The organism is Variovorax paradoxus, from assembly GCF_902712855.1.
GTDB classification, from domain to species: Bacteria; Pseudomonadota; Gammaproteobacteria; order Burkholderiales; family Burkholderiaceae_C; genus Variovorax; species Variovorax paradoxus_Q.
Window position 1 is genome coordinate 3,799,959 of the sequence record NZ_LR743507.1, and the last position, 25,512, is coordinate 3,825,470.

Annotated in this window: 26 protein-coding genes and 1 tRNA gene; 14 read left to right on the forward strand and 13 right to left on the reverse strand. The window is 65.4% G+C overall.

Annotated elements, in window-relative coordinates:
• Window positions 1-23: 23 nt before the first annotated feature.
• Window positions 24-1,091 (reverse strand): oxidoreductase, encoded by a 1,068-nt coding sequence (locus AACL56_RS17410; RefSeq protein WP_339091060.1) that lies wholly within the window; start codon window positions 1,089-1,091, stop codon window positions 24-26.
• A 172-nt stretch (window positions 1,092-1,263) separates the two neighbouring features.
• Between AACL56_RS17410 and AACL56_RS17415 the strand changes: the two genes are divergently transcribed.
• From AACL56_RS17415 to AACL56_RS17425, 3 genes are all read left to right on the forward strand, one after another.
• Window positions 1,264-1,533, forward strand: a complete 270-nt coding sequence (locus AACL56_RS17415) for a type B 50S ribosomal protein L31 (protein ID WP_339091061.1) — start codon at window positions 1,264-1,266, stop codon at window positions 1,531-1,533.
• A 76-nt stretch (window positions 1,534-1,609) separates the two neighbouring features.
• On the forward strand, window positions 1,610-3,349 hold the full coding sequence (locus tag AACL56_RS17420; protein WP_339091062.1) for a hypothetical protein: 1,740 nt from the start codon (window positions 1,610-1,612) through the stop codon (window positions 3,347-3,349).
• Window positions 3,350-3,352: 3 nt separating this feature from the next.
• Entirely contained in the window at window positions 3,353-4,696 is a 1,344-nt protein-coding gene (locus AACL56_RS17425; protein WP_339091063.1) for an MATE family efflux transporter, read from the forward strand.
• A 31-nt stretch (window positions 4,697-4,727) separates the two neighbouring features.
• On the opposite strand, the gene phoR is transcribed toward AACL56_RS17425, so the two are convergent.
• The 7 genes from phoR to pstS form a co-directional block, all read right to left on the reverse strand.
• Window positions 4,728-6,071, reverse strand: a complete 1,344-nt coding sequence (phoR, locus tag AACL56_RS17430; RefSeq protein WP_339091064.1) for a phosphate regulon sensor histidine kinase PhoR — start codon at window positions 6,069-6,071, stop codon at window positions 4,728-4,730.
• Window positions 6,072-6,115: 44 nt separating this feature from the next.
• A complete protein-coding gene (gene phoB, locus AACL56_RS17435; protein ID WP_339091065.1) occupies window positions 6,116-6,808 on the reverse strand; it encodes a phosphate regulon transcriptional regulator PhoB in 693 nt (230 codons plus the stop codon).
• A 131-nt stretch (window positions 6,809-6,939) separates the two neighbouring features.
• Window positions 6,940-7,641, reverse strand: a complete 702-nt coding sequence (gene phoU / locus AACL56_RS17440) for a phosphate signaling complex protein PhoU (RefSeq protein WP_339091066.1) — start codon at window positions 7,639-7,641, stop codon at window positions 6,940-6,942.
• A 16-nt stretch (window positions 7,642-7,657) separates the two neighbouring features.
• On the reverse strand, window positions 7,658-8,443 hold the full coding sequence (gene pstB / locus AACL56_RS17445; RefSeq protein ID WP_339091067.1) for a phosphate ABC transporter ATP-binding protein PstB: 786 nt from the start codon (window positions 8,441-8,443) through the stop codon (window positions 7,658-7,660).
• Between the two features lie 13 nt (window positions 8,444-8,456).
• The gene (gene pstA, locus AACL56_RS17450) at window positions 8,457-9,341 is read right to left on the reverse strand and encodes a phosphate ABC transporter permease PstA (RefSeq protein ID WP_339091068.1); all 885 of its coding nucleotides are present in this window, start codon (window positions 9,339-9,341) and stop codon (window positions 8,457-8,459) included.
• Window positions 9,338-10,420 (reverse strand): phosphate ABC transporter permease subunit PstC, encoded by a 1,083-nt coding sequence (gene pstC / locus AACL56_RS17455; RefSeq protein ID WP_339091069.1) that lies wholly within the window; start codon window positions 10,418-10,420, stop codon window positions 9,338-9,340. The genes pstA and pstC overlap by 4 nt, the downstream gene beginning before the upstream one ends.
• Before the next feature lie 29 nt (window positions 10,421-10,449).
• Window positions 10,450-11,484: a phosphate ABC transporter substrate-binding protein PstS gene (gene pstS, locus AACL56_RS17460; protein WP_339091070.1), complete on the reverse strand. Its 1,035-nt coding sequence runs from the start codon at window positions 11,482-11,484 to the stop codon at window positions 10,450-10,452.
• A gap of 264 nt (window positions 11,485-11,748) precedes the next feature.
• Between pstS and AACL56_RS17465 the strand changes: the two genes are divergently transcribed.
• Window positions 11,749-13,269 (forward strand): Ppx/GppA phosphatase family protein, encoded by a 1,521-nt coding sequence (locus AACL56_RS17465; protein WP_339091071.1) that lies wholly within the window; start codon window positions 11,749-11,751, stop codon window positions 13,267-13,269.
• 36 nt (window positions 13,270-13,305) lie between these two features.
• Here AACL56_RS17465 and AACL56_RS17470 read toward each other — a convergent pair whose 3' ends face one another.
• The 3 genes from AACL56_RS17470 to AACL56_RS17480 all read right to left on the reverse strand — a co-directional run bounded on the left by AACL56_RS17470 (window position 13,306) and on the right by AACL56_RS17480 (window position 17,069).
• Window positions 13,306-13,767, reverse strand: a complete 462-nt coding sequence (locus AACL56_RS17470; protein ID WP_339091072.1) for a SixA phosphatase family protein — start codon at window positions 13,765-13,767, stop codon at window positions 13,306-13,308.
• A 69-nt stretch (window positions 13,768-13,836) separates the two neighbouring features.
• Window positions 13,837-15,975: a polyphosphate kinase 1 gene (gene ppk1, locus AACL56_RS17475; protein WP_339091073.1), complete on the reverse strand. Its 2,139-nt coding sequence runs from the start codon at window positions 15,973-15,975 to the stop codon at window positions 13,837-13,839.
• A 191-nt stretch (window positions 15,976-16,166) separates the two neighbouring features.
• Window positions 16,167-17,069: a GNAT family N-acetyltransferase gene (locus AACL56_RS17480; protein ID WP_339091074.1), complete on the reverse strand. Its 903-nt coding sequence runs from the start codon at window positions 17,067-17,069 to the stop codon at window positions 16,167-16,169.
• Between the two features lie 176 nt (window positions 17,070-17,245).
• Between AACL56_RS17480 and AACL56_RS17485 the strand changes: the two genes are divergently transcribed.
• The 4 genes from AACL56_RS17485 to AACL56_RS17500 all read left to right on the forward strand — a co-directional run bounded on the left by AACL56_RS17485 (window position 17,246) and on the right by AACL56_RS17500 (window position 20,138).
• A complete protein-coding gene (locus AACL56_RS17485; protein ID WP_339091075.1) occupies window positions 17,246-18,925 on the forward strand; it encodes an FAD-dependent oxidoreductase in 1,680 nt (559 codons plus the stop codon).
• Between the two features lie 38 nt (window positions 18,926-18,963).
• Window positions 18,964-19,221: a UBP-type zinc finger domain-containing protein gene (locus AACL56_RS17490; RefSeq protein WP_425337064.1), complete on the forward strand. Its 258-nt coding sequence runs from the start codon at window positions 18,964-18,966 to the stop codon at window positions 19,219-19,221.
• An 85-nt stretch (window positions 19,222-19,306) separates the two neighbouring features.
• Window positions 19,307-20,011, forward strand: coding sequence for a glutathione binding-like protein (locus tag AACL56_RS17495; RefSeq protein ID WP_339091077.1), 705 nt, complete (start codon window positions 19,307-19,309; stop codon window positions 20,009-20,011).
• Between the two features lie 50 nt (window positions 20,012-20,061).
• Window positions 20,062-20,138, forward strand: a tRNA-Pro gene (locus AACL56_RS17500).
• Window positions 20,139-20,239: 101 nt separating this feature from the next.
• Here the strand turns inward: AACL56_RS17500 and AACL56_RS17505 are convergent.
• Entirely contained in the window at window positions 20,240-20,929 is a 690-nt protein-coding gene (locus AACL56_RS17505; protein ID WP_339091078.1) for an SOS response-associated peptidase, read from the reverse strand.
• Window positions 20,930-21,087: 158 nt separating this feature from the next.
• Here AACL56_RS17505 and AACL56_RS17510 point away from each other — a divergent pair, with 158 nt between their 5' ends.
• From AACL56_RS17510 to AACL56_RS17535, 6 genes are all read left to right on the forward strand, one after another.
• The gene (locus AACL56_RS17510; protein WP_339091079.1) at window positions 21,088-21,516 is read left to right on the forward strand and encodes a hypothetical protein; all 429 of its coding nucleotides are present in this window, start codon (window positions 21,088-21,090) and stop codon (window positions 21,514-21,516) included.
• A gap of 17 nt (window positions 21,517-21,533) precedes the next feature.
• A complete protein-coding gene (locus AACL56_RS17515) occupies window positions 21,534-21,965 on the forward strand; it encodes a hypothetical protein (RefSeq protein ID WP_339091080.1) in 432 nt (143 codons plus the stop codon).
• Window positions 21,962-22,189 (forward strand): hypothetical protein, encoded by a 228-nt coding sequence (locus AACL56_RS17520; protein ID WP_339091081.1) that lies wholly within the window; start codon window positions 21,962-21,964, stop codon window positions 22,187-22,189. The genes AACL56_RS17515 and AACL56_RS17520 overlap by 4 nt, the downstream gene beginning before the upstream one ends.
• A 172-nt stretch (window positions 22,190-22,361) precedes the next feature.
• A complete protein-coding gene (locus AACL56_RS17525) occupies window positions 22,362-23,030 on the forward strand; it encodes a phosphoribosylanthranilate isomerase (protein WP_339091082.1) in 669 nt (222 codons plus the stop codon).
• A gap of 114 nt (window positions 23,031-23,144) precedes the next feature.
• Window positions 23,145-23,618 carry a GNAT family N-acetyltransferase gene (locus AACL56_RS17530; protein WP_339091083.1) on the forward strand — a complete coding sequence of 158 codons (474 nt, stop codon included), beginning with the start codon at window positions 23,145-23,147 and terminating at the stop codon, window positions 23,616-23,618.
• A 665-nt stretch (window positions 23,619-24,283) separates the two neighbouring features.
• On the forward strand, window positions 24,284-24,763 hold the full coding sequence (locus tag AACL56_RS17535; RefSeq protein WP_339091084.1) for a BLUF domain-containing protein: 480 nt from the start codon (window positions 24,284-24,286) through the stop codon (window positions 24,761-24,763).
• A gap of 251 nt (window positions 24,764-25,014) precedes the next feature.
• On the opposite strand, the gene AACL56_RS17540 is transcribed toward AACL56_RS17535, so the two are convergent.
• Window positions 25,015-25,488, reverse strand: coding sequence for a hypothetical protein (locus tag AACL56_RS17540; RefSeq protein ID WP_339091085.1), 474 nt, complete (start codon window positions 25,486-25,488; stop codon window positions 25,015-25,017).
• Window positions 25,489-25,512: the final 24 nt, after the last annotated feature.

The window sequence follows — 25,512 nt, forward strand, 5'->3', positions numbered from 1 at the left end:
CCTGGCGGGTCGACGCGCTTTTTTCATGGGCCTCCGGTCTTGATGGCGCGGCCTTCGAAGGCGCTTTGGCGGCCGATGTCGAGCAGTTCCATCAACGCGACGGCCTGCTCGGGCGGCACGGGATTCGAGCCGCGGCCCAGGATCGCGTCGCGCACCGCGGCGTAATAGTCGACGTAGTTGCCGGCGCGCGTGGCGATGCTGCGGCGGGTGATCGCACCGTCGCTGCCGACCCGTGTGAGCTCGCCATCGAGCGGATCGACGCCCCACCCTTCGGCCGGCGGCCTTTGTCCGGCCCTGAGCGCGTCTTCCTGCGTATCGACGCCATGCTTGATATAGCTGCCAAGCGTGCCATGGACGATGTAGCGAGGCGCAGCACTGGCAGCCAACGTCGTCGAATGCAGCACCACGCGCAGCGGCGCGTGCGGTCCTTGCTCATAGCGCAGCACGGCGTGGAAGTAATCCTCGACCACCGCGCCGTCGCGCAGCACGGCGGTGTCGAGCTGCAAGGTGTCGGGGCGTCCGAAGAGCTGCACCGCTTGGTCGACCAGGTGGGCCCCCAGGTCCACCCAAAGGCCGGAACCTGGCACTGCCTGCTCCCGCCAGCGCACTTTCACCTCGGGCCGGAAGCGGTCGAAATGAGATTCCAGATACACCGGACGCCCTAGCTCGCCGCCGGCCAGCAGGTCCTTCAGAGTCAGGAAATCGGCGTCGAAGCGCCGATTCTGGTAAACGGACAGCATCCGGTTGTTGCGCCTTGACAACAGTTCGAGCTCCCTGGCCTGGGCGACGTCCAGCGTGAAGGGCTTGTCCACCACGACATGTTTGCCGGCCTCCAGCGCCGCCTTCGCTACCGGGTGGTGCTGGGCGTTGGGCGTGGCCACCACGACCAGGTCGATGTCCGGCCGATCGACCAGCGCCGCCGCGTCCGGCACCACGGCCACTCCTGGCCAGTCCGCGTGAACCTTGTGCGGCTGCGAACTGGCCACGGCCGCGAGTCGAAGCCCGGGGACGGCGGAGAGCACCGGTGCATGGAAGGTCTGGCCTGCAAAACCGTAGCCGACAAGGCCGGCGCGAAGGGGTGTATCGGTCATGGGAGGGGCAGGTTTGCTCGGAAAAGCGGCAGTATGCGATAATCGTCGGCTCCGCGAAAAGTGCGGCTGGGCACGTCGTCCGGCTTCCTTGCAAGGCAGCGCGCCAGACACTGGCCGCTGGTGGCTCTCGCATCGACCGCGCATTGATTCCAACAGCGCAAAAGGAAACACCATGGCAAAAGAAGGCATCCACCCGAATTACCGCGAAGTCCTGTTCGTCGACATGTCGAACGGCTTCAAGTTCGTGACTCGTTCGTGCGCGAACACCAAGGAAACGGGCAAGACCGACGACGGCCGTGAACTGCCGCTGTTCAAGCTCGACACCACGAGCGAATCGCACCCGTTCTATACCGGCACGCAGAAGTCGGTCGACAACATGGGCGGCCGCGTCGAGAAGTTCCGCAACCGCTTCGGCAAGACCACCGGCGCCGCCTCGAAGTAAGGCACGCGCTTTTGCGTCGAGGGCAGCCCGGTTTACCGCGCTGCCCTTTTTCTTTCCGAATCCAGATTTCCGCCTCTTGAATCAGCCCACCCCCGCGATCGTTGCCCAGAATGCAGTGCGCCGCCTCCCACGCGTCGCGTTGCTCCTGCTGTGCGCGGCCTACCTGCTGCCAGGCCTGGTCGGCCGGGGGCCCTGGAAGAGCGCGGACATCACCGCCTTCGGCTACATGGCGGAACTGGCGCGCTCCACCGAAGGCATCGCGCGGTGGTTCGACCCGCTGCTGCTGGGCCTGCGGCCCGAGACGCCTGCGCTCGTTCCCTACTGGATCGGCGCGCTGGCCATCAAGATCGCTCCGTCGTGGCTGAACCCCGACCTGGCCGTGCGCATCGTGTTCGCGTTCCTGCTGTGGGGCACGTTCACTGCCACCTGGTACGCCGTCTACTACCTGGCCCGCACTGCGCGGGCACAGCCCGTGGCGTTCGCGTTCGGCGGCGAGGCCCGTCCGACCGACTATGCCCGCGCCATTGCCGACGGCGGGCTGCTCGCGCTGATCGCCTGCCTCGGACTCGCCCAACTCGGCCATGAAACCACTCCCGCGTTGGCGCAGCTTTTCTTCGCCTCGCATCTCTTCTACGGCGTCGCCGCCCTGCCATACCGCCGTGCCGGCCCGGTGATCGCATTGGCGGTGGGCACCCTCGGCATCACGCTGAGCGGCGCGCCCACGGTCGGACTGGCGCTGGCCATCGGCAGCGCGCTGTACATCGGCTACGAGCGTCGAAAAGATGCCCTGGCTGCCGGCGCCGATCTGTACGTCGACGAAGACACCGGCCCCGGCTACACCCGCGGCGCCCTTCTCACCATGATCGGCGTCACCGTGCTGGCCGCGGTGCTGGTGTTCGGCCTGAAGCTGCCGACCTGGAAGATCACCCTGGTCAACGGCTCCGTGCTCAACGACGTCCGAAGCCAGGCCCGCCTCCTGCTGTGGTTCACCTGGCCGGTCTGGCCGCTGGCCGTCTGGACGCTCTGGCGCTGGCGGCGCCAGCTCACGGCGCGCCATGTGGCGCTGCCGTTCTGGTTCGCTCTGGTGCCTCTGGCCGCCACCTGGACGACCGACTACTCCGACCGCTCGCTGCTGCTGGCCCTGCCGGCCTTCGCCACGCTGGCGGCCTTCGCCCTGCCGACCTTCCGCCGCAGCGCTTCGGCCCTGATCGACTGGTTCAACGTGCTGTTCTTCAGCGGACTGGCCGTGCTGGGCTGGATCTACTGGATCGCCATGCAGACAGGTGCGCCGCCCAAGCCTGCGGCCAGCGTGGCGCGTCTGGTACCGGGCTTCGTGCCGGAGTTCTCTGCCATCGCCGTGGTGCTTGCGGCGGCCGCAACCATCGCCTGGTGCTGGCTGGTGCGCTGGCGCACCGGGCGCCATCGCGCTGCGCTCTGGAAAACGCTGGTGCTGCCCGCCGGGGGCACCGCGCTCTGCTGGATGCTGCTCATGACGCTGTGGCTGCCACCCATCGACTACGCGCGCAGCTACGTGCCGCAGGTCAATGCGGTGGTCGATCGGGTCGGCAAGCAGCCGGGCTGCATTGCCGAACTGGCGCTGAGCCGCGCCCATATTGCCGCGCTTCGCCACCACGGCCAGCTCGACGTGAAGCCGCTGCTGCTCGACAACAGCTGCACCTGGCTGCTGGCCAGCCCCGAAACCATCGAACGGCTGCACACCATCATCCCGTTCGACCAGTGGCGCTTCGCCGGTACGCTGCGCCGCCCCAGCAGTCCCGCGGACGACCTGCTGCTCTACCAGAAGATCGCGCCCTAGCACGTGGCCGGCGAACGCAGCCTGATCGCGCGGCACGCAGGCACGGTGCTGGTCGGCCAGCTGGCCGTGATGGCCTTCGGCGTGACCGACACCATCATCGCGGGGCGATATTCCGAACATGCGCTGGCCGCACTTTCCGTGGGCGCGGCGGTGTTCGTGAGCGTGTATGTCTCGCTCATGGGCGTGCTGCAGGCGCTGCTTCCGGTGTGGGCCGAACTGCACGGTGGCGGCCGCGGCGCGGAGGTGGGCCGCTCGGTGCGCCAGTCGCTCTATCTGGCAGGCATCGCGATCGTGCTCGGCATGGCCGTGCTGCTTTCACCGGGCGCCGTGCTGCGACTCACCCAGGTGCCACCCGAGATGCGCGGCGAAGTCGAGGCGTACCTGGTCGTGCTGGCCTTCGGCCTGGCGCCCGCGCTCCTGTTCCGGCTGTTCAGCACCCTCAACCAGAGCCTGGGTAAGCCGCAGCTCGTCACCTGGCTGCAGCTGGCCTCTCTGCTCGTGAAGCTGCCGCTGTCGATCTGGTTCACGTTCGGCGGCGCTGGCTTGCCGGCGATGGGCCTCGTGGGCTGCGGCTGGGCCACGCTGTGCGTCAACTGGGCCATGCTGGGCTGCGCCATCTGGCTGCTGCGCTACGGCGACTTCTACCGCAACTACCGGCTGTGGCAGCGCCTCGAGGCGCCCGACTGGGGCACGATCCGCCAGTTCGCACGCATGGGCGTGCCCGGCGGCCTCGCGGTGCTGGTCGAAGTGACCTCCTTTACGCTGATGGCGCTGTTCATCGCACGCCTTGGCACCGTGGCCGCGGCCGCCCACCAGATCGCCGCGAACCTGCTGGCGGTGGCCTACATGGTGCCGCTGTCGCTGGCCATTGCCACCAGCGCGCGCGTGAGCTTCTGGCTCGGCGCGCGCGACACTGCCAAGGCGCGCCACGCCTGCCGGCTCGGCTTCGAGCTGACCGTGCTGTGCGCCGTCCTGTTCGCGGTCGGCATGCTGACGCTGCGCTTCCAGCTGGCCAACGTGTACTCCGACAACCCCGCGGTGATCGCGCTGGCCGCGACACTGCTTCTGGTGGTGGCAACCTACCACTTGGCCGACGCGCTGCAGACGCTGTGCGTTTTCGTGCTGCGCTGCTACCGCGTCACGCTGGCGCCTCTGGTCATCTACTGCACGATGCTCTGGGGAATCGGACTGGGCGGCAGCTATCTTCTGGCCTATCGCGGCTTGGGCCCGTGGCCCGCGATGCAATCGCCGCTGGCGTTCTGGATCATGAGCGCCGGTGCCCTGGCGCTGGCGGCACTGCTGTTCGGCGTGCTGCTGCGCTGGACCATGGCCCGGCGCGGCGGATAGATCCGCGGCGGCCGGCCCGAGCCGACGCCGGCTACTTGGCCGCCAGCACGCGTGCCTCGCGCACGCGGGTCGCCGGAAACACCAGCGCGAAGCGCGAGCCCTTGCCGACCGCGCTCTCGATGCGCAACTCGGCGCCGTGCCGCTGCGCAATGTGCTTCACGATCGCCAGGCCCAGCCCCGTGCCGCCCGTCTCGCGCGAGCGGCTGCGGTCGATGCGGTAGAAGCGCTCCGTCAACCGTGGAATGTGCTCCGCGGCGATGCCCGGGCCGGTGTCCCTCACGGCGTACTCGCCGCGGCCGTCGGGCAACACGCGCCAGCTCACGGCCACCTCGCCACCGCCCGGCGTGTACCGGATGGCATTGCTCAGCAGGTTCGACATCGCGCTCTGCAATTCGGTCGGCGCGCCCGACACCTCCGACTCGGCATCCATGGTGAACGAGAGCTTGTGCCCCAGCGGGGCCAGCCGGCCCGAGAGGCCGCGCCCTTCGTCCTCGCACTGCGCCAGCAACGCGCGGATGCGGATCCACTGGTTGCCCGATGGTGCCGCGCTGCCTTCGAGGCGCGACAGCGTCAGCAGGTCGTTCACCAGCGTTTCCATGCGATGCGACTGCTGCCCCATCAGCGACAGGTAGCGCGTGCGTTCGTCGGCATCGAGCGGCAGGTTCTGCAGCGTCTCGACGAAGCCCGCCAGCACCGTCAGCGGCGTGCGGATCTCGTGCGACACGTTGGCAACGAAGTCGCGCCGCATCGCCTCGGCCTGCTCGAGCGCGGTGATATCGCGCGTGAGCAGCATGCGGCGGTTGCCGGCATAGGGATGCACCTGCACCGACAGCCGCACCGCGTGGCCGCGCTGGTGCGCGTGGCTGCCGATGCCGGGCGCGTCGATGATCACGTCGCGGCTGTAGTTCCAGGACGCCAGGTAGGCCACGAAGGCAGGGTCTCGCACCAGGTTCGCCAGGTGCTGGGCCAGGTCGCGCTCGGCGTCGATGCCGAACTGCGCGGCCGCCGTCTGGTTGCACCACTCGATGCGGCCGTGCTCGTCGAGCAGCACCACGCCGTTGGGCGAAGCCTGGATCGCCGCCAGGAACTCATGCAAGCGGTCTTCCGCCTGGCGTATCTGCTGCTCGCGGTCACGCAGCAGCTTGCGAATGCGCTCCGACAGTTCGCCCCAGACACCCGGTCCCCGCGCCGGCAGACCGGCCGCATCGTTGCGCAAGACCTGCAGCAGGCGCTGAGCGCGCCAGGCATCGAGCGCGAGCCAGACCACGGCGCCCGCCCAGGCTCCCAACCACACGAACTTCAAGCCGAATGCCGCGACAGCGCCCGCTCCGAAGAGCAGAGACGCTATTAAAAATGCAGCAATACGAAAAGGCATGGCGGGCGATTATCCGCGCCCGACATCAGCGGACACCACAGCGTTCAAACCGTCACTTGGGCCGTCAGGCGATAGCCGGCGCCGCGGACGGTTTCCACCATCGGTGCCGCCGCGCCCAGCGATTCGCGCAGACGCTTGACGTGCACGTCGACCGTGCGTTCTTCGATGTAGACGTGGTCGCCCCACACCTTGTCGAGCAACTGCGCCCGGCTGTGCACGCGCTCGGCGTGCTGCATCAGGTAAGCCAGCAGCTTGAACTCGGTCGGGCCGACCTTCAGCGCGCCGCCCTGCCAGGTCACGCGGTGCGTGGACGTGTCGAGCGCGAGCTCGCCGATCTCGACGCGTTCGGTCACCACTTCCGGCGCCCGGCGGCGCAGCACCGCACGGATGCGGGCCAGCATCTCCTGGGTCGAGAACGGCTTGGTGATGTAGTCGTCGGCACCGGCATCCAGCCCTGCCACCTTGTCGGGCTCGTCGCCACGGGCGGTCAGCATCAGGATCGGAATGGACTTGGTGCGCGGGTCCTTGCGCCACTGGCGCGCGAGCTGCAGGCCGCTCTGGCCGGGCAGCATCCAGTCGAGCAGGATCAGGTCCGGCAGGAAGGCGTCTATCTCGCGCTGGGCTGCGGCGCCGTCCTCCGACCAGATCGGCTCGAAGCCGTTGTGGCGCAGGTTGACGGCGATCAGCTCGGCGATCGAGGACTCGTCTTCGACGATCAGGACTCGGGGTTTTTTCATGTTATTTGCTCACTTGCAGGTCGCCCCGGTCCCTTCCAGCGAACGCCGCGGAACCGGCTTCGCCGGACCGCTGGCGTTACCCCCTGCAAGGGGGTTGGCGGCCACACGAAGTGGGCAAGCCTGGGGGTTGGTCATTGAAGCGCGGACTCGATTTCTTGCATCGAAGTGTGCCGCACATCGGCACCCTTGACGATGTAGATGATGAACTCGGCGATGTTCTTGGCGTGATCGCCGATGCGTTCGATGGCCTTTGCCAGGAACAGCAGGTCCAGGCTGGCGGAGATGGTGCGCGGGTCTTCCATCATGTAGGTGACCAGCTTGCGCACGAAACCGTCGAACTCCTTGTCGATCAGGTCGTCGTCCTTCAGGATCGACAGCGCCGCGGCGGTGTCCAGGCGCGCGAACGCGTCCAGCGCCTTGCGCAGCAGGCCCGAGGCCAGGTCGGCCGCGATGCGCAGCTCGGTCGTGGGCAGCTGACGGGCCGATCCGCTCTCGATGATCGACTTGACCATGCGTGCGATCTTGTTGGCCTCGTCGCCCACGCGCTCGAGGTTGGCCGTGGTCTTGCTGATGGCGATCAGCAGGCGCAGGTCGCGTGCGGTGGGCTGACGGCGCGCGATGATCGACGACAGCTCGCGGTCGATGTCGATCTCCATCGCGTTCACGCGATGCTCGGTCTCCATCACGCGGTCGGCCGCCTCGGCATCGAACTGCAGCAGTGCGTACACGGCCTGGTGGATCTGCGACTCGACCATGCCGCCGAGCTCCATCACGCGCGACGAGACGCCATTGAGTTCGCTGTCGAACTGGCTGGAAAGGTGTTTCTCGGTCATGTTGTCTCCTTTGACTTCAACCGAAGCGGCCGGTGATGTAGTCCTCGGTTTCCTTGCGCTGCGGCTTGAAGAACATCTGTTCTGTGGCACCGAACTCGATCAGGTCGCCGAGGTACATGTAGGCGGTGTAGTCGCTGCAGCGGGCGGCCTGCTGCATGTTGTGCGTCACGATGACCACCGTGTATTCGTTCTTCAGCTCGGCGATCAGTTCCTCGATCTTCGCGGTCGAGATCGGGTCGAGTGCCGAGCAGGGCTCGTCGAGCAGCAGCACTTCGGGCTTGATCGCAATGCCGCGTGCAATGCACAGGCGCTGCTGCTGGCCGCCGGACAAGCCCGAGCCGCTCTGCTGCAGCTTGTCGCGCACTTCGGTCCACAGCGCGGCCTTCTTCAGCGCCCATTCGACGCGGTCGTCCATTTCGCTGGCCGAGAGGTTCTCGAACAGCTTCACGCCGAAGGCGATGTTGTCGTAGATCGACATCGGGAACGGCGTCGGCTTCTGGAACACCATGCCGACCTTGGCACGGATCAGCGCCACGTCCTGCTTGGAGGTCAGCAGGTTCTCGCCGTCCAGGGCGATCGTGCCCTCGGCGCGCTGCTCGGGATAGAGCTCGAACATGCGGTTGAAGGTGCGCAGCAGGGTCGACTTGCCGCAGCCCGACGGACCGATGAAGGCCGTCACCTTGTTCTCCGGGATCTCGAGGTTGATGCCCTTGAGTGCATGGAACTTGCCGTAGTAGAAGTTCAGGTCCTTGACCGAGATCTTCGAGCGCGACGTTTGTTGGGGTGCAACGGTGGTAGGCATGTTGGCGTCTTCTTTAGAGTTTGGTGCGCGTCAGTACCCGCGCCAGGATGTTGAGGGCGAGCACGGCGATGGTGATCAGGAACACGCCGGCCCATGCCAGTTGTTGCCAGTTTTCATACGGGCTCATTGCGAACTTGAAGATCGTGACCGGCAGGCTGGCCATGGGCTGGCTCATGTCGGCGGTCCAGAACTGGTTGTTCAGCGCGGTGAACAGCAGCGGCGCGGTTTCGCCGGCAATGCGTGCCACCGCCAGAAGCACACCCGTGACCACACCGGCGCGTGCGGCGCGCAGGGTGATGCTCAGGATGACCTTCCACTTCGGCGTGCCGAGCGCGTAGGCCGCTTCGCGCAGGCCGGGCGGAACCAGCTGCAGCATGTTCTCGGTGGTGCGGATGACCACCGGGATCACGATCAGCGCCAGCGCGATCGCACCGGCCAGGCCCGAGAAGGTCTTGAAGTAGGCCACCACCACCGCGTAGACGAACAGGCCGATCACGATGGACGGCGCCGACAGCAGGATGTCGTTGACGAAGCGCGTCACCGACGAGAGCCACCCCTTGGGGTTGTACTCGGCCAGGTAGATGCCGGCCATGATGCCGATGGGCGTGCCCACGAAGGTGGCCATCATCACCATCACGAACGAGCCGAAGATCGCATTCGCGATGCCGCCCGCCTCGTTCGGAGGCGGGGTCATCTCGGTGAAGGTGGCGATGGCGAGGCCGCCGACGCCCTGGCGCAGCGTCTCCCAGAGGATCCACACCAGCCAGAACACGCCGAACGCCATCGCGGCGAGCGACAGCGTCAGTGCGATCTTGTTGACGCGGTTGCGCGAGGCGAACTTGGCCTGGCGCGCTTCTGCCAGCGCCTTGGCGGTCATCAGGTTTTGCGCGGTACTCACGATTTGGTTCCTTCGCTCTTCTTCATGCGAGCCAGCAGCATCTTCGACAGCGACAGCACGACGAAGGTGATGAAGAACAGCACGAGGCCGAGGTACATCAGCGCGGCCTGGTGGAGGCCGGCGCCGGCTTCGGCGAATTCGTTGGCGAGTGCCGAGGTGATGCTGTTCGCAGCCTCGAACACCGACAGGGAGTTGAGCTGGTTCATGTTGCCGATCACGAACGTGACGGCCATCGTTTCGCCCAGCGCGCGGCCCAGGCCGAGCATGATGCCGCCGACGACGCCGGCCTTGGTGTAGGGCAGCACGACCTTGGAGACGACCTCCCAGGTGGTCGAGCCGAGACCGTAGGCCGACTCCTTCAGCAGCGGCGGCGTGACTTCGAACACGTCGCGCATCACCGAGGCGATGAACGGGATGATCATGATGGCCAGGATGATGCCGGCCGACAGGATGCCGATGCCCACAGGCGGGCCGGAGACCAGCGCGCCGAGGTAGGGCACGCCGCTCAGCAGCTTCTGCAGCGGCTGCTGGACCCAGGTCGACAGGATCGGGCCGAAGACCAGCAGGCCCCACATGCCGTACACGATCGACGGCACTGCAGCCAGCAGTTCAATGGCGGTACCCAACGGGCGCTTGAGCCAGTTGGGCGAGAGTTCGGTCAGGAAAAGCGCAATGCCGAAGCTGACGGGCACCGCGATGATCAGGGCGATGATCGAGGTGGCCAGCGTGCCGTAGATCATGACCAGGCCGCCGTACTCCTCCTTGACGGGGTCCCACACGCTGCTGGTGAGGAAGCCGAGGCCGTACTTCGAGATGGCGGGCCATGCGCCGGCGATGAGCGACAGCAGGATGCCGATGAGCAGCGCGAGCGTCAGCAGCGCGGCGCCCTTGGCGGCCCAGCCGAACAGGCGGTCGGCCATCGGGCCGGAACGGGCTGCCTTCGCGGGTGGCGGGGTGGCGGTGGCACGACCGCGCTCGGCCGCGAGGTCGAGGGAGGTGGCAGCGGCAGGAAAGGTGGATGACACAGGTCGCTCCGGCAAAGACGAAAGCGACGCGTCCTTGAGCGAAGAATTGCTCATGAACGCGCCGATCTGGACTGAAGGTTGGATTACTTGAACGCGACGGGCTTGCCGGACGCATCCTTCACGTCACCCCATGCCTTGGCGATGGTGGCCTTCACGCCGTCGGGCATCGGCACGTAGTCGAGGTCGTCGGCCGTCTTGTCGCCGCTCTTGTAGGCCCAGTCGAAGAACTTCAGCACCGTGGTGGCGTTGGCGGGCTTGTCCTGAACCTTCTGCATCAGGATGAAGGTGGCGCCGGTGATGGGCCATGCGCCCTTGTCGGCCTGGTTGGTCAGCACCTGGTAGAAGCTCTTACTCCAGTCGGCGCCGGAAGCGGCAGCCTTGAATGCCGAGTCGTCGGGCGACACGAAGTTGCCGGCGGCGTTCTGCATCTGTGCGTACGTCATCTTGTTCTGCTTGACGTAGGCGTATTCGACGTAGCCGATCGAGTTCGGCAGGCGGTTCACGAAGGCTGCGACGCCTTCGTTGCCCTTGCCGCCCGCACCGGTGGGCCAGTTCACGGCCGTGCCTTCACCGACCTTGGTCTTCCACTCGGCGTTGACCTTGCTCAGGTAGTTGGTGAACAGGAAGCTGGTGCCCGAGCCGTCGGCGCGGCGAACCGGGGCGATGGCTGCGTCAGGCAGGTTGATGGAAGCGTTCAGGGCCTTGATGGCGGGGTCGTTCCACTTGGTGATCTTGCCCAGGTAGATGTCGCCCAGGACCTGGCCGCTGAGCTTCAGCTCACCGGGCTTCACGCCCTGGATGTTGACCACGGGGATCACGCCGCCGATGACGGTGGGGAACTGCATCAGGCCCTTGGCCTGCAGTTCTTCGTCCTTCAGGGGAGCGTCCGAGGCGCCGAAGTCGACGGTCTTGGCTTCGATCTGCTTGAGGCCGGCACCCGAACCGACCGACTGGTAGTTGATCTTGACGCCGGTGGCCTTGTTGAAGTCGGAAGCCCACTTGGCATACAGCGGTGCCGGGAAGCTGGCGCCGGCGCCAGTCACGTCCTGGGCGAAGGCGGGGATGGAGAACATCGCGGCGATGAGGCCGGCTGTTGCAAATTTGAACGTCGTTTTCATGAAGCTTCCTTTTAGAGGTCAGAAGTAGTCCCTTTCGGGCTTGGGACGGACTCTAAAAAGCTTCTGTGACATCACTGTGACACCCCTCTGTCGAGGGAAAATGCGCTTCTTTCCCCTTCGGCCCATGTGACGCTGTCACATAAACGTCATGTGCCGCGCCTAGCCTTCCGGACCTCGCCGCTGGCGCGATGGACAGGCGGTGCGCCCTGGGACGGCGCTACGATCAAACACAACAAAGACACCCCCGCTTTTCTTCGGATTCACATGCAAAACGGCACCCGCCTCGCAGCAGTCGACCTGGGCTCGAACAGTTTCCGGCTCGAAATCGGCCAGGTCGACCATGGCCAGATCCATCGCACCGAGTACCTCAAGGAGACGGTTCGCCAGGGCAACGGGCTGGACAGCGCCCGCAATCTCACCACCGAGGCGATGCAGCGCGGCTGGGACGCCCTCGCCCGCTTCGGCGAGCGTCTGGCCGGCTTCAAGCGCTCCCAGGTTCGCGCCGTGGCCACGCAGACGCTGCGCGAAGCGCGCAACCGCGAGGAGTTCCTGCTGCGCGCGCGCACCATCCTGGGCTTCGGCATCGACGTGATCCCGGGCCGGGAAGAAGCCCGCCTTATCTATCAGGGTGTTGCGCACATGCTGCCCCACACCGACGCATCCGACTCCGAACGGCGCCTGGTTGTCGACATCGGCGGGCGCTCCACCGAAATGATCATCGGCCAGGCTCTGGTGGCCGATCGCATGGAGTCCTACCGCGTGGGCAGCGTCGCCTGGTCGATGAAGCATTTCGGCGAAGGCCAGTTCACCGCCGCCGCCTTCCGCGCCGCCGAAGTGGCGGCCAAGGCGGTGCTCGACGACGCGCTCGCCGGCTACACCCGAGACCAGTGGGACGTGGCTTACGGCGCTTCCGGCACCATCGGCGCGGTGGGCGACGTGCTGGCTGCGTCGGGCGCCGAACCCGGCCTGGTCACGCGCGAAGGCCTCGACTGGCTGCTCGACCGCCTGCTGAAGGCCGGCAGCGTCGACAAGCTGCGCGTCGAAGGCATGCGCGAAGACCGCAAGGCCGTCATCGGCGGCGGCGTGAGCGTGCTGCGCGCCGTGTTCGACCTGCTCGGCATCGAGGAAATGAAAGTTGCCCAAGGCGCGCTGCGCCATGGCGTGCTTTATGAACTGCTGGAACGCGACGACAGCGTGGCCGACATGCGCACTGCCACCGTCGCGCGGCTGGCCAACCGCTTTGCCGTGGACGCTGCGCAGGCCAAGCGCGTGGGCGACACCGCCGCCACGCTGTTCGTGCAACTCTCGCCGGCCGCGCGTGGCGGCAGCACCTCGAGCCGCGCTGGCCGCGCGCTGCGCAAGCTGGGCTGGGCTGCACAGCTGCATGAAATCGGCACCCAGGTCTCGCACAGCGACTACCACAAGCATGGCGCCTACATCCTCGACAACTGCGACGCACCCGGTTTCGCGGTGAACGAGATGCACGCACTCGGCCAACTGGTGCTGGGCCAGCGCGGCAAGCTGCGCAAGCTCGAGCTGGTGCTGGACGATGAAACCTTCGTCATGCAGTTGCTGTCGCTGCGGCTGGCGATCATCCTGTGCCATGCGCGCCGGGACCCCGATCCGCAGGCGCTCCACCTGGCGGCGCTGGGCGCACGCGCCTTCACGATTGCCTGTGCGCCCGACTGGGCCGAGGCCTATCCGCAATCCGCGCATCTGCTGCGCGAGGAAGTGCTCGCCTGGCAGAAGACCAGTTACTGGCGAGTGGAACTGAGCGGCTGCTGAGCCGACCCGCACCCAACCTTTTCTTCAGCCAGCCAGCTAAAGCAGCTCAGGCGACTGCACCGTCACCACGACGGTCTGCACGTCGCCGTCGCGCTCGCGTGTACGGATCCACCACAGCGCGCCCTTGCGCACGGGGCAGCTGTCCTGCTTGAGCCCCAGCAGCAACGAGATTGCCTGGCCCACCGACGGCTGGTGGCCGATCATCAGCACCACCGACTTGCCATTGGGCCAGCCGGCCGCGCCGAGCAGCGCTTCGGCCGTGGTGTCGGGCGCCAGCTCGGGGCGCAGCTTGTACTTGCGGCCCAGCGCCAGCGCGGTCTGCTCGCAACGCCGCGCGGGGCTGCAGATGATGCGCGTGCCGTCGGGCAGCTGCCGGTCGAGCCAGCTGGCCATGCGCTTGGCCTGCTTTTCGCCGCGTGCGGTGAGGGAGCGCTGCATGTCGTCGCACCCCTCGGTCCAGTCATCGGCTTCCGCGTGGCGCCAGAAGATCAAGTCCATGGTCATGGTCTTTCGGTCGTCAAGGTCTGTCATCGACCAGACGCATGCGCGTTTGATCGGTGACAGACCCTAGTTGTTGGCTGCATCGCGCAGATGCCCTCGAGATGCGTAGCGGTCCATGAGCGCCGACTGCGCACCGTGCGACTCGATGGCGCGCGACGCGCCCTCTTCGCCCTTGTGCGTGTCGTGGTTGACGCGCCTGTAGATGCCGTCTGCCCCAAGGTCCCAGGCGTCGCGCCCGTCGTGGAGGTACGCCACGAGGCATTCGTCGATCAGGCGCTGGCGCAGGCCGGGGTCGGTCACGGGCCAGGCCAGCTCGATGCGACGCATCATGTTGCGGTTCATCCAGTCCGCACTCGAGAGGTACAGCGACTCGTCCTCGCCGTTACGGAAATAGAAGACCCGCGAATGTTCCAGGAAGCGGCCGATCACCGAGCGCACGCGGATGTTGTCGGTCAGTCCCGGGACCTGCGCGGGCAGCGTGCATGCACCGCGAACGATCAGGTCGATCTTGACGCCCTTCTGCCCCGCCCGCATCAGCGCGCCGATGATCTCTTCGTCGGTCAGCGCATTCATCTTGGCGACGATGCGCGTCGGCTCGCCCAGCGCGGCGGCCGCGCCCAGCGCGTCGATCTGCGCCACGATGTTCTTGTGCAGGTCGAACGGCGCCAGCCACATGCGGTTGAGCCTGGGCAGCCGGCTCTGGCTGGCCAGGTGCACGAACACCGCTTCCATGTCGGAGGTCATCAGCGGGTCGGCGGTGAGATGGCTGATGTCGGTATACAGCCGCGCGGTGCGCGGGTTGTAGTTGCCTGTGGAGAGATGGCCGTAGCGGCGCATCTGCTTGCCCTCGCGGCGCGTCACCAGCAGCATCTTGGCGTGCGTCTTCAGACCGACCACGCCATACACCACCTGTGCACCGATCGACTCGAGCATCTCGGCCCAGTTGATGTTGGCTTCCTCGTCGAAGCGCGCCTTCAGCTCCACCACCACCGTGACTTCCTTGCCGCGGCGCACGGCTTCGCGCAGCAGGTCCATCAGTTCCGAATCGGCGCCGGTGCGGTAAATGGTCTGCTTGATCGCCAGCACCTGCGGGTCGAGCACCGCCTCGCGCAGGAACGCGAGCACGCCGTCGAAGCTCTCGAACGGCTGGTGGATCAGCACGTCGCCGCGCTGCAGGCGTTCGAAGAACGACTGCGAGGGCGACAGCGTGACCGGGTAGGACGCCGAATATGGCGGAAAGCGCAGCTTCGGCTCCTCGAGCAGGTCGGCCAGTTGCGTGAAGCGGGCCAGGTTCACCGGCCCGTGCACGCGGTACAGCGCCTGCGGCGGCAGATTGAACTGCGCCAGCAGGAAGCTGGCGAGCGACTCGGCACAGCTTGCCGACACCTCCAGCCGCACGGCCTGACCGTAGTGGCGGTGCTGCAGACCCTGGCGCAATGCAGTGCGCAGGTTCTTCACGTCTTCCTCGTCCACCGCGAGGTCGGAATGCCGCGTCACGCGGAACTGCGAGAAATCGCCCACCTCGCGCCCCACGAACATGCTTGCAAGGTGCGCGCGCACCACGCTCGACAGCGCCACGAACAGCGTCTTGCCGTCCGAGACCTTGGCCGGCATCTTGATCAGGCGCGGAAGAACGCGGGGCACCTTCACGATCTGGATCGGGTTCTCGCGCCCGAAGGCGTCCTTGCCGCCGAGGCGAACGATGAAGTTCAGCGACTTGTTGGCCACCTGCGGGAACGGGTGCGCAGGATCGAGCCCGACGGGAATCAGCAGCGGGCGCACTTCGCGCTCGAAATACTCGCTGACCCATTTGCGCTGCGCCGGGTTGCGCTCGCCGTGCGAAATGATGTGGATGCCGTACGTGGCGAAGGTCGGCATCAGCTCGTCGTTGTACAGCGCGTACTGTCGCGCCACGAGCGTGTGGGCCGCCTCGGCCAGGCGCTCGAACGACTCCACCGTGTAGGTGCCCTTGTGATCGCCGGCGCTGCCCGCGATCAGGTGAGGTGCGGCGCGGACTTCGAAGAACTCGTCGAGATTGGACGAAACGATGCAGAGGTAGCGAAGCCGCTCTATCAGCGGAACCTCGGGCCGATGCGCCCAGTCGAGCACCCGCTCATTGAACGACAGGATGCTGTGGTCGCGGTCGAGCAGCGTGAACGTGGGTGCAGCGAGGGCTGGCAGCCGGTCTGCCGAGGCGGGGGTCATGGGAGCGGATTCTGGAGCAAGCGGCACGGGAGCACACGTAGGCGGAAATATGACAGTGTCGACGTCGTTTGTGACGTTCTCATGACATTCCCGTGACGCGTCCGGAGCCCCGGCCACTCTGGCCTTGTGCGGCTCCATCATGCCTGGAGCCAAGGTGGCCGGCCCGTTGTGTGACAGGACGGCCGGTGGTTTCATGCGCCCAGGAAGTGCTTGCGGTATCGCGCCGGCAGGTCGTCGATGCGCATCAGCATGGGCAGATCCGCGGCGTTGAAGTCCGGATCCCAGGCCGGGGCGCCGAGTACCTTGGCGCCCAGGCGCAGGTAGCCCTTGATGAGCGCCGGCGGCTCCACGTCGAGCGTGCTGTCCAGCCTATCGACCGGCAGCGGCAGGCGCGGCTGCACCTGATATTGGATGGGAGCCATGTGGGTGGCCGACACCTGGCGCCAGATGCTGGCAGCGGCATCGCCGTTGGTCACGCCGTTGTGTGACATCGGAATGCTGGCACAGCCGATCATCGTGTCCAGCTTGTTGCGATGCATGAAGCCAGCCAGCGCGCCCCACAGGGCCAGGATCACGCCGCCCTGGCGGTGCTCTGGGTGCACGCAGCTGCGCCCCAGTTCGACCATGCGTTCGCGCAGGTCCCGCAGGCGGGTCAGGTCGAACTCGGTATCGCTGTAGGTGCTGCCCACGCGGCGAGCCTGGGCGGGCGTCAGCACGCGGTAGGTGCCGATGACCTGCTGCGTCAGTTCGTCGCGCACCAGCAGGTGTTCGCAGAAATCGTCGAACAGGTCGATGTCGTGGCCGGCCAGCGGCGAGGAGACCCGAGCGCCCATTTCGCCGACGAACACGTCGTAGCGCAGTCGCTGGGCGGCGCGCACATCGTCGAGGTGGCGGGCCCAGCCCACGGTGATGCCTTGCCTGGATTCGACGGCGGGCGGCAGGATGACAGCCGGGGCCGGAACGGAGACAACAGAGGGAGCCGACGGCATCGATGTCTGGGCAGCGGTGGAGACACCCGTTGCGGGAGCGGGCCACAAGGCCGCGCGCAGCCCGATCTGCGAAAGCGGAAACGTCGGGTTGGGCAGTTCTTTCATGGGGAACCCTTTCTGCCGAGGGAGTCTCGGCACCTGCCATGAAGCGTGCATGTCAGCGAGATTGCAGCTGCGTGACGGTGTTACACCCCGTCAAAACACGGGCGAAGCCGCGCCAGCATTGCGTACGCACCGGAACCTCCGTTTAATGCGGTGGATTCGCGACACGGAGTTTCCGCATGGCCCTCGACCCGAACGGCACCGACAGCAGCCGCCACCATCAGACCTTTCCCGTCCTCAGCGACACCGAGATCGCGCGCATTGCACGCTTCGGCACCGTCCAGCAGTTCGCGCGCGGCGCCCGGCTTTTCACCGCGGGTGAAACCGGCCCCGGCATGTTCGTGCTGCTCAAGGGCGTGGTGGCCGTGACCCAGCGTGACGGACTCGGCCATGTCGTACCGATCGTTCGGCAGGGGCCGGGCGAATTCCTGGCCGAAGTCGGCCAGCTGAGCGGCCGCCCGGCGCTGGTCGACGGCCAGGCCGAAGAAGACGTCGAGGCCCTGCTTGTCTCGCCTGCGCAACTGCGCGCGCTGCTGGTGGCGGAGGCCGACCTGGGCGAACGCATCACGCGCGCGCTGATCCTGCGGCGCGTGGCGCTCATCGAGTCGGGCGCCAGCGGGCCGGTGCTGATCGGCGCGCCGCAGTCGGCCAACATGGCACGGCTGGAGAACTTTCTGCGGCGCAACGGCTACCCGTATCACGTGGTCGATGCCGAGCACGATCCGGACGCCGCTGCCCTGCTCGCCCAATACGGCGCCGGCAAGCTGCTCGCCGTGTGCCCCGACGGCTCCGTGCTCGTCAACCCCGAAGACGATGCGCTCGCGCGCTGCCTGGGCATGGTCGACACCGCCGAACGCGACGAGCTGTTCGACGTGGCGGTGGTCGGCGCAGGGCCGGCCGGACTCGCCACCGCGGTGTATGCCGCCTCCGAGGGCCTTCGCGTCATCGTGCTCGACTGCCGCGCCTTCGGCGGCCAGGCCGGCGCCAGCGCCCGCATCGAGAACTACCTGGGCTTTCCGACCGGCATCTCGGGCCAGGCGCTGGCGGGCCGCGCCTACGTGCAGGCACAGAAGTTCGGCGTCGAGATGCTCATTCCGGCGAAGGTGACTTCGCTCGACTGCTCGCGCGAAAACGACCTCGGCAGCCTGCGCATCGCGCTCGCCGACGGGCGCACCATCAACGCGCGCACCGTGGTCGTCGCCAGCGGCGCGCGGTACCGCCGCCCGAACGTGCCGCGCCTGGGCGAATTCGAAGGCCGAGGCATCTGGTACTGGGCCTCGGCCATCGAAGCCAAGATCTGCGCTCATCAGGAGGTAGCGCTGGTCGGCGGCGGCAATTCGGCCGGGCAGGCGGCGGTGTTCCTGTCGCGGCATGCAGCCAAGGTCAACGTTCTGGTGCGCGGGCCTTCGCTGGCGGCCAGCATGTCGCGCTACCTCATCGACCGCATCGAGGCCACGTCCAACATCTCGCTGCAGCCCTACACGGAACTCGTGCGCCTCCATGGCGGCTCCGACGAAGGCCTGACGGGTGCGACATGGCGCTGTCACACCACAGGCGCCGAACATGACTGCCCCGCGCGCAACATCTTCCTGTTCGTGGGCGCAGAACCCGAAACCACCTGGCTCGGTGGATGCGGCGTGGCGGTCGACAAGCACGGCTTCGTGCTGACCGGCGCCGCCGCGAGCAGCGGTTTTCCGGCACGCCCGGCCACCCAGCTCGAGTCGAGCGTGCCGGGCGTGTTCGCGGTCGGCGACGTGCGTTCGGGTTCGGTCAAACGCGTGGGCGGCGCCATCGGCGAAGGCGCTGCGGCCGTCGCATTGATTCACCAGCACCTGTCGCAGTCCACCGCGGTGGCGTGACAGGACGACGTCATCGAAAGAGGAGTTGTCACTTGCGCATCCAACCCTGCCATCACGTTCCCGCCGATATTGCGCAGCCCGACACCGCGCGCGGCTGCGAAGACTGCCTGAAGACCGGCGACACCTGGGTGCACCTTCGCCTGTGCGTGCACTGCGGTCACGTCGGCTGCTGCGACTCGTCGAAGAACCGGCATGCCACCAGGCATTCACGTGCCGAAGACCATCCTGTCATCAAGTCGCTGGAGCCGGGCGAGGACTGGATGTGGTGCAACGCGCACGAGCGGCAGGTGGGCTGAATTCCCGCGCCTGCGCGTGATTGAAAGGCGGCGTATATGCTGCCCGGCTCCCATCCCGACACCCAACGCAAGGAGCCCGAGACACATGTCCGCATCGCCCATCGACGTCTATTCCTGGCCCACGCCGAACGGCCACAAGGTTCACATCATGCTCGAGGAGTGCGGCCTGCCTTACCGCGCGCACCCCGTGAACATCGGCAAGGGCGAGCAGTTCGCACCCGAGTTCCTGCAGATCAGCCCCAACAACAAGATCCCTGCTCTCACCGATCCCGATGGACCGGATGGCAACCCGATCTCGCTTTTCGAGTCGGGCGCGATCCTTGTCTATCTTGCGGGCAAGACCGGCAAGTTCCTGCCCACCGGCGACCGCGAGCGCTACGACGTATTGCAGTGGCTCATGTTCCAGATGGGAAGCGTCGGCCCCATGCTCGGCCAGGCGCACCACTTCCGCCTGTACGCGCCGGAAAAGATCGCCTACGCCATCGACCGCTACAGCAACGAAGCCAAGCGCCTGTACGGCGTGATCGACAAGCAGCTCTCGAAGAACGAGTTCATCGCAGGCAAGACATATTCCATCGCCGACATCGCCGTCTTCCCGTGGCTGCGCAGTTGGGAAAACCAGGGCATCACGCTCACCGACTTCCCGCACCTGAAGGCCTGGTTCGATGGCATCGCCGCCCGCCCTGCGGTGCAGCGCGGCGTGAAGGTGCTCGCCGATCTGCGCAAGCCCCTGACTGGCGACAAGGAGCGCGAAGTTCTCTTCGGCAAGACGCAGTACGAAAAGCGCTGAAGAGAATTTTTCGGTAGCCCCAAATATCCGGGCTAGAATAGAAGGCTTGTCGGGGTGTAGCGCAGCCTGGTAGCGCATCTGGTTTGGGACCAGAGGGTCGAAGGTTCGAATCCTTTCGCCCCGACCATAGAAATCGTAATGCGGACAATCACTTACGTGGTTGTCCGCATTTTCGTTTTTGAGCCTCGATTTCTAACGCGATGCGGCTTTTCTAACGGCGCGCACCAGTCAGGCCGCTACTGGCCCCGCGTCGAATAGCTCGAGCGCCGGCAGCTGCAGCAGCGCCCTCGCCTCCTCCATCGTCCCGGCAAGCCAGAGGTCGACGTCACCCGGTTCAATCGAGATCACGCTGCGCTTGTCCTGCAGTTCCATCGGAAGGGGCCTTTGTGTCGCCCCGTCAATCAGAGGCTTGTGCATCCTGCTCATCAATGGGTGAGCATTGGCGTTCAGCGTGATCATCGTGTAGCTCTCGTGCACCTCGCCCGTTGCCTTGTCAGTCCAGGTGTTCCACAGCCCGGCCAAACCCCACGGAGCGCCGTCGGCGCGGCGGAACTGCCACCACTGGTTTTTTCCGCTTTCCCAGTTCGGCTCGATGAAGCTGATGGCCGGAATGATGCAGCGCTGCCCGCGTTTCCATGGGTCTTTGTAGCTCGCCTTCGACTCCACCTCCTCGCCGCGCGCGTTGTTCGTCGAGTAGCTGAGCTTCGGTTCCTTTGCAAACCAGGGGATCAGGCCCCACTGCCCGACCACCAGCTCGCGCTCGTAGCCCGTCTCGTGGCGCGCGCGACGAATGAACGGCGCCTGCGACCGCGGGAAGACGTTGATGGGCGGAAGCAGCGGCCTGCGGCCGCGGCCCTCATGGATGCGCCAGAAGCGCTCCGCCTCCGCCGATTCGGGGGTCCGGTACTGGTTGCACATGGGTTGTCCTTCCGCCCACATTCTGCGACATCGAGACCTGTTGACGAAGCTCCATGGCCGGAATAATACTGTATGCCCATCCAGTAATTTAGGAGTTCATCATGCAGCCCCTTTCCTCCGAAATTCACGTCCCCAGCGCATCGCCAGACCAGCGCGGCATGGGAAAACCCACCGAAGTGCCCGACCTCGAGCTGGCGCGCATCATCGCCAGGAACGACTGGGTGGGTCGCTACGTGGCCGAGCAGAACCGCCTCACGAATGGGCGCACCGATGCTGAAACCGACTTCACCGAAGGCATCGCGCTGTATCACGTCGTCGGCCACCGGCCGCCCGAGGACGTCTCGCGCCAGCACTTCAACTCTCTCACCGGCGCGGCCGACACGCTGACCAGCGCAGTGGCGAAGTTCAATGCGTTGGCAGTCGAGGTCGGCCTGGCAGCGCCCGGCGCCAAGCTGACGCGCGAGCAGCTCGCGTTCGCGCACGGCGTGGCCGAGCTGTGTGCCGCCGTTGGCGACCACGTGCGCACCGTGCGCGACGGCAGCGCCGGCGATCTGATCCGCGCGAACTATGGCCCTGTGCCGTTCTGAGGGGTTGAGGTTGGAACGTGGCGACCATCGTCTTGTTGCGCAATCGTGGAGCCTGGAGAACGCGCAGCCAGGTGATGGGGCCGCCGCGCTTCGTCGGCGAGTTCGTCTTCGAGCCCGCCGACCCGCAGATGTGGGGTCGTACCATGCAGGCACGGCTCATCGACCCGGCGCGCCCAGACCACGACCTGTTGAACCCGCTACGCAATGCGCGGATCGTGCAGGCCCGTGAGGGCGGACAGTTCGTCAAAGGCATGGAGTACTTCCACCGCGGGGCGAAGAGCAAGCCCGAGGGCCGCCGGCAGCTTTGGTGGTGCATGTTCGAACTGGAGCGAGGGATGGCGGCACTGGCCCGCATGAATGCGCGCAGTTCCACTGGGTTCCACCCCAACGACGACGATGTCGACTCGTGGCCCGACCAAAAACCTGACACGCCGACAATTCACTCATGAACCAAGCCGACATCTTCCCCATCGAGACCACCATCCTCTACACGCCAGCCTGGTACAGCGACGACGCGCGCGAGGAGCAGGTCCTGCCGCTGGCGCCTGGCCACTACAAGGTCACGCCGGGTCAGGGTGCCGCGCGTTGGACTGTCACATCGCTGAAGGACGGCGAGACTGTGTACCGGGGTATCGGACCGGTCGAGATCAGGCGGGCACACCCCTCACGATAGGTGCGGAAAAACTGCTCCTCCGTCTTCGCGCCATTGAACTCTTGTCTGGCTACCCGAAGGATGTGCGATCGGCGTACCGCCCTGCCAGCCGGGCACGGCAGATGCGACCAACAGCCGGAGTCGGTCAAGACGCGTCGGGTACCATGGTTGGTTTAGGTTGGAAGCGAACGAGATGAAGAGAACTCGTGTGAAGATTTGCTGCATCGGCAACCCTGCGGAAGCTGAGATGGCCATCGCAGCGGGAGCGGATGCCTTGGGACTCGTGGCGGCGATGCCGTCTGGACCAGGGCCGATCTCCGATGAGGCGATCGCACGCATCGTTGCCGACGTTCCCCCTCCCACCGCGACGTTCTTGTTGACGTGTGAAATCGAGGCCCATGCAATCGCCGACCACGTGCGGCGAACGGGAGCGAACACAGTGCAGGTGGTCAATCACATCGACGCGCGGGAATCAGAGCGGCTGGCAGTTCTGCTGCCAACTATTCGACGAGTCCAGGTGCTGCACGTGGAGGACCATACCGTGCTCGACCTCGCCGACGCATACTCGCCATTTGTCCATGCTCTGCTTCTCGACTCCGGGCGTCCGTCAGCCGCTGTACCCGAGCTGGGCGGCACTGGACGCGTGCATGACTGGGCCATCAGCGCCGACCTGGTTCGGCGCAGCCCGAGGCCGGTTTTCCTAGCGGGCGGCTTGACCCCCGACAACGTCGGCACTGCCATCCGGGAGGTGCAACCATTCGGACTCGATCTTTGTTCGTCAGTCCGAACTCGCGGGCACTTGGACTCCGGCAAGCTGGCCACATTCATGGAGGCCGTGCGCCGCGCGGACGTGCCGTTGTGACAGTAGCAGTAGCGCGCGCTTTAAGTCGACGACAGATATCGCAGCCGACTCTGCTTCGAGCAAAAGCACATTGCCAGCAGGATGCCTGCCTACTCGTTCACATTAGTTAGGGTGATGAGCAACACTATTGAGATACGGGCTTTCTGTCCCGGGGAAGAGGCGGCACTTTTCAAAGTGCACTACTCGGCCATTCGTCGCATTGCGAGCCGGGACTACTCGGCGGAGCAGATCCAAGCTTGGGCGCCTGAGGACCAGGACGCCGACTTGTGGGCCCAGCGTATGCGCGACATCAATCCATTCGTTGCCGAGTACCGAGGAAAAATTGTCGGCTACGCGGATCTGCAATCGAACGGGTACATCGACCATTTCTTCGTGTCGGGCGAGTATCCACGCTTGGGAATCGGGTCAACGTTGATGCGCCACATTCTGGCGTCTGCATTGCAGCGGCGACTACCGTTGCTGTCATCGGATGTGAGCCGTACTGCCCAGCCGTTTTTCGAGCATTTCGGATTTGTCGTCGTGGAACAGCGACTCCCTCAGCGACGCGGCGTAACCCTGCCGAATGCGTTGATGCACCGTCGACTTTGACAGTGCTTCGCTAAAGTCTGCTTTGGTCCCGAAGTTCCGGAAGTGACAACAAGGGTTACACGGCGCCGTCCCCTACAGTCACTTATGCGCATCCGCTCGTAACCTCACGCCCGAGATGCGGCTCTTTTCGCGGCACTGCCGCAATCCAAGCCCCGTGTTCGTACCAAGGGCTTTGGCCGCATCTCAACTAATTTGGGCCCCTATAGGTAGACCAAGTGATGGGGTGAAAATGGAACAGCTTTCAGTTCCCCATCGAAGCGTACCCGAACCCAGTCTCCGCTTGCGCCAGTGATTACGCCCGAGCGTCCTTTGTAAGACACACTCATGCCCCGGCGGGCCGGCACGTCAAACCGGTGTCGGATATGCGCCAAAGAGTCAGGTTTGGTTGGGAAAGTGCTGGAAGCCAAAGCAAAAAGAACCCAGCTAATAGCTGGGTTCGAATAAGTCTGCTGTCACACAGAAGGGCCGCGTTCGGATGGCGGGGAGAATAGGAGACGCGGCACTGACAATTTACGGCTCAAGGCCGCTGCTCCTTTGTCGGACAACGCCTAGCGCTGCAACACTCCGTAAGAGGGAAAACGCTCCTGCGGGCGCGCACTTGGACAGACGCACGGACGCACAGAGGGTGAGGTTTAGCAGCTCAGCAGCTGCGAGCGTGCAAAAGCATGCCGGATGCGACCAACAAGCCCTCCGGCAGCTGCTGTCTCAACTTGGCCTTGATCAATAATTGCTGGATGTTGATCCGACTGATCTACCGGAGCGTGTCTAAGAATCCTTCAGGGTCGGACATCACCGACATCTTGGCGACTTCTCGGCGCAAGAACCATGCTGTTGGGATCACGGGCGCACTTTGCCACCTCCGGGGTGCCTATATGCAGTACCTTGAAGGCGATGAGGCAGCTATTCACCACGTCATGGCCGCCATCATTGAAGATCAACGACATTGCGGCCTTTCGGTCTTGGAATCGCGTTTCATTGCCGCACGCGCTTTTCCCCAATGGTCCATGGCCATGTTGACTTGGGATTCGGAAATCGAAGCAACCCTGGGGCCCTTGGCCGACATGGGACTCTTTGGCATTTCGCCGGACAATGCGGCACCCACGTTTCGTTCGCTCAGCATGACCTCGCGCTGGGACCCGCTCTGAGCGCAACCGGCCTGCCTACTTGGAAGGGTATTTGCTAGAAACTGCCCTTTCCGAGTGCGGATAGGCCGCGCGTATCTCGATCCAGTGAGTGCCAGCGCCGTAAATATCATTTGCCGCGCGGAGCACGATTTCCATCGTAGCCACTGTCTCCGAAGACGCCGGGACCCACTCGTTACTGAATTGGACGACGTCCGTTTGATGGGAGACGCTTGGCTGCCAAGCGAGTCGGATCTCCTGCATGCTAACCCCTCTTATCGCAACGGAACGCACAGCGCGAAAGTGCGCCGGACCACCTGGGTCGTCTCGCGTACCTTCATTTCGATCTGCGCGGCGTCACTTGCATCCCGCTCAGTGCGCTCTACCCACTCAACTGACTTTGCTCGTAGGAACTGGACCAGCGAAGCCGCGCTAGCGACTTGGCGACTAAGGGATAGCCTGCCCTGCAATGCTCCACAACAATGAATCTCGGACATACCCGAGACGCGGCCGTCGACCTCGAAAAGATGCGAGATCACGAATACCCACTGCCCCGCATGGCCGTGGCAAAAAACTTCGGCATCCATCTTTCTCCTCCGGCTTTTTAAACGTCGTATTACGATCGAGCCTGATGCAACTAGAGCGGCGACACCATACGCCGCCACGCTTTGCAGATCAAAGGGAAATGTCATGCGCAGGGTTTTTTGACGACCGGTCAGGACACCATATCCGGAGCCGAGTGGAGCCACTCATTCCGGAAACTGTTTCAACGC

What these genes read in the sequence shown, in the direction of transcription:
- AACL56_RS17410 (WP_339091060.1), bottom strand. Translation starts at nt 1,091, where the DNA reads ATGACCGATACACCCCTTCGCGCCGGCCTTGTCGGCTACGGTTTTGCA.
- AACL56_RS17415 (WP_339091061.1), top strand. Translation starts at nt 1,264, where the DNA reads ATGGCAAAAGAAGGCATCCACCCGAATTACCGCGAAGTCCTGTTCGTC.
- phoR (WP_339091064.1), bottom strand. Translation starts at nt 6,071, where the DNA reads ATGCCTTTTCGTATTGCTGCATTTTTAATAGCGTCTCTGCTCTTCGGA.
- phoB (WP_339091065.1), bottom strand. Translation starts at nt 6,808, where the DNA reads ATGAAAAAACCCCGAGTCCTGATCGTCGAAGACGAGTCCTCGATCGCC.
- phoU (WP_339091066.1), bottom strand. Translation starts at nt 7,641, where the DNA reads ATGACCGAGAAACACCTTTCCAGCCAGTTCGACAGCGAACTCAATGGC.
- pstB (WP_339091067.1), bottom strand. Translation starts at nt 8,443, where the DNA reads ATGCCTACCACCGTTGCACCCCAACAAACGTCGCGCTCGAAGATCTCG.
- pstC (WP_339091069.1), bottom strand. Translation starts at nt 10,420, where the DNA reads ATGAGCAATTCTTCGCTCAAGGACGCGTCGCTTTCGTCTTTGCCGGAG.
- pstS (WP_339091070.1), bottom strand. Translation starts at nt 11,484, where the DNA reads ATGAAAACGACGTTCAAATTTGCAACAGCCGGCCTCATCGCCGCGATG.
- AACL56_RS17465 (WP_339091071.1), top strand. Translation starts at nt 11,749, where the DNA reads ATGCAAAACGGCACCCGCCTCGCAGCAGTCGACCTGGGCTCGAACAGT.
- AACL56_RS17470 (WP_339091072.1), bottom strand. Translation starts at nt 13,767, where the DNA reads ATGGACTTGATCTTCTGGCGCCACGCGGAAGCCGATGACTGGACCGAG.
- ppk1 (WP_339091073.1), bottom strand. Translation starts at nt 15,975, where the DNA reads ATGACCCCCGCCTCGGCAGACCGGCTGCCAGCCCTCGCTGCACCCACG.
- AACL56_RS17480 (WP_339091074.1), bottom strand. Translation starts at nt 17,069, where the DNA reads ATGAAAGAACTGCCCAACCCGACGTTTCCGCTTTCGCAGATCGGGCTG.
- AACL56_RS17485 (WP_339091075.1), top strand. Translation starts at nt 17,246, where the DNA reads ATGGCCCTCGACCCGAACGGCACCGACAGCAGCCGCCACCATCAGACC.
- AACL56_RS17495 (WP_339091077.1), top strand. Translation starts at nt 19,307, where the DNA reads ATGTCCGCATCGCCCATCGACGTCTATTCCTGGCCCACGCCGAACGGC.
- AACL56_RS17505 (WP_339091078.1), bottom strand. Translation starts at nt 20,929, where the DNA reads ATGTGCAACCAGTACCGGACCCCCGAATCGGCGGAGGCGGAGCGCTTC.
- AACL56_RS17510 (WP_339091079.1), top strand. Translation starts at nt 21,088, where the DNA reads ATGGGAAAACCCACCGAAGTGCCCGACCTCGAGCTGGCGCGCATCATC.
- AACL56_RS17520 (WP_339091081.1), top strand. Translation starts at nt 21,962, where the DNA reads ATGAACCAAGCCGACATCTTCCCCATCGAGACCACCATCCTCTACACG.
- AACL56_RS17525 (WP_339091082.1), top strand. Translation starts at nt 22,362, where the DNA reads ATGAAGAGAACTCGTGTGAAGATTTGCTGCATCGGCAACCCTGCGGAA.
- AACL56_RS17530 (WP_339091083.1), top strand. Translation starts at nt 23,145, where the DNA reads ATGAGCAACACTATTGAGATACGGGCTTTCTGTCCCGGGGAAGAGGCG.
- AACL56_RS17535 (WP_339091084.1), top strand. Translation starts at nt 24,284, where the DNA reads ATGCCGGATGCGACCAACAAGCCCTCCGGCAGCTGCTGTCTCAACTTG.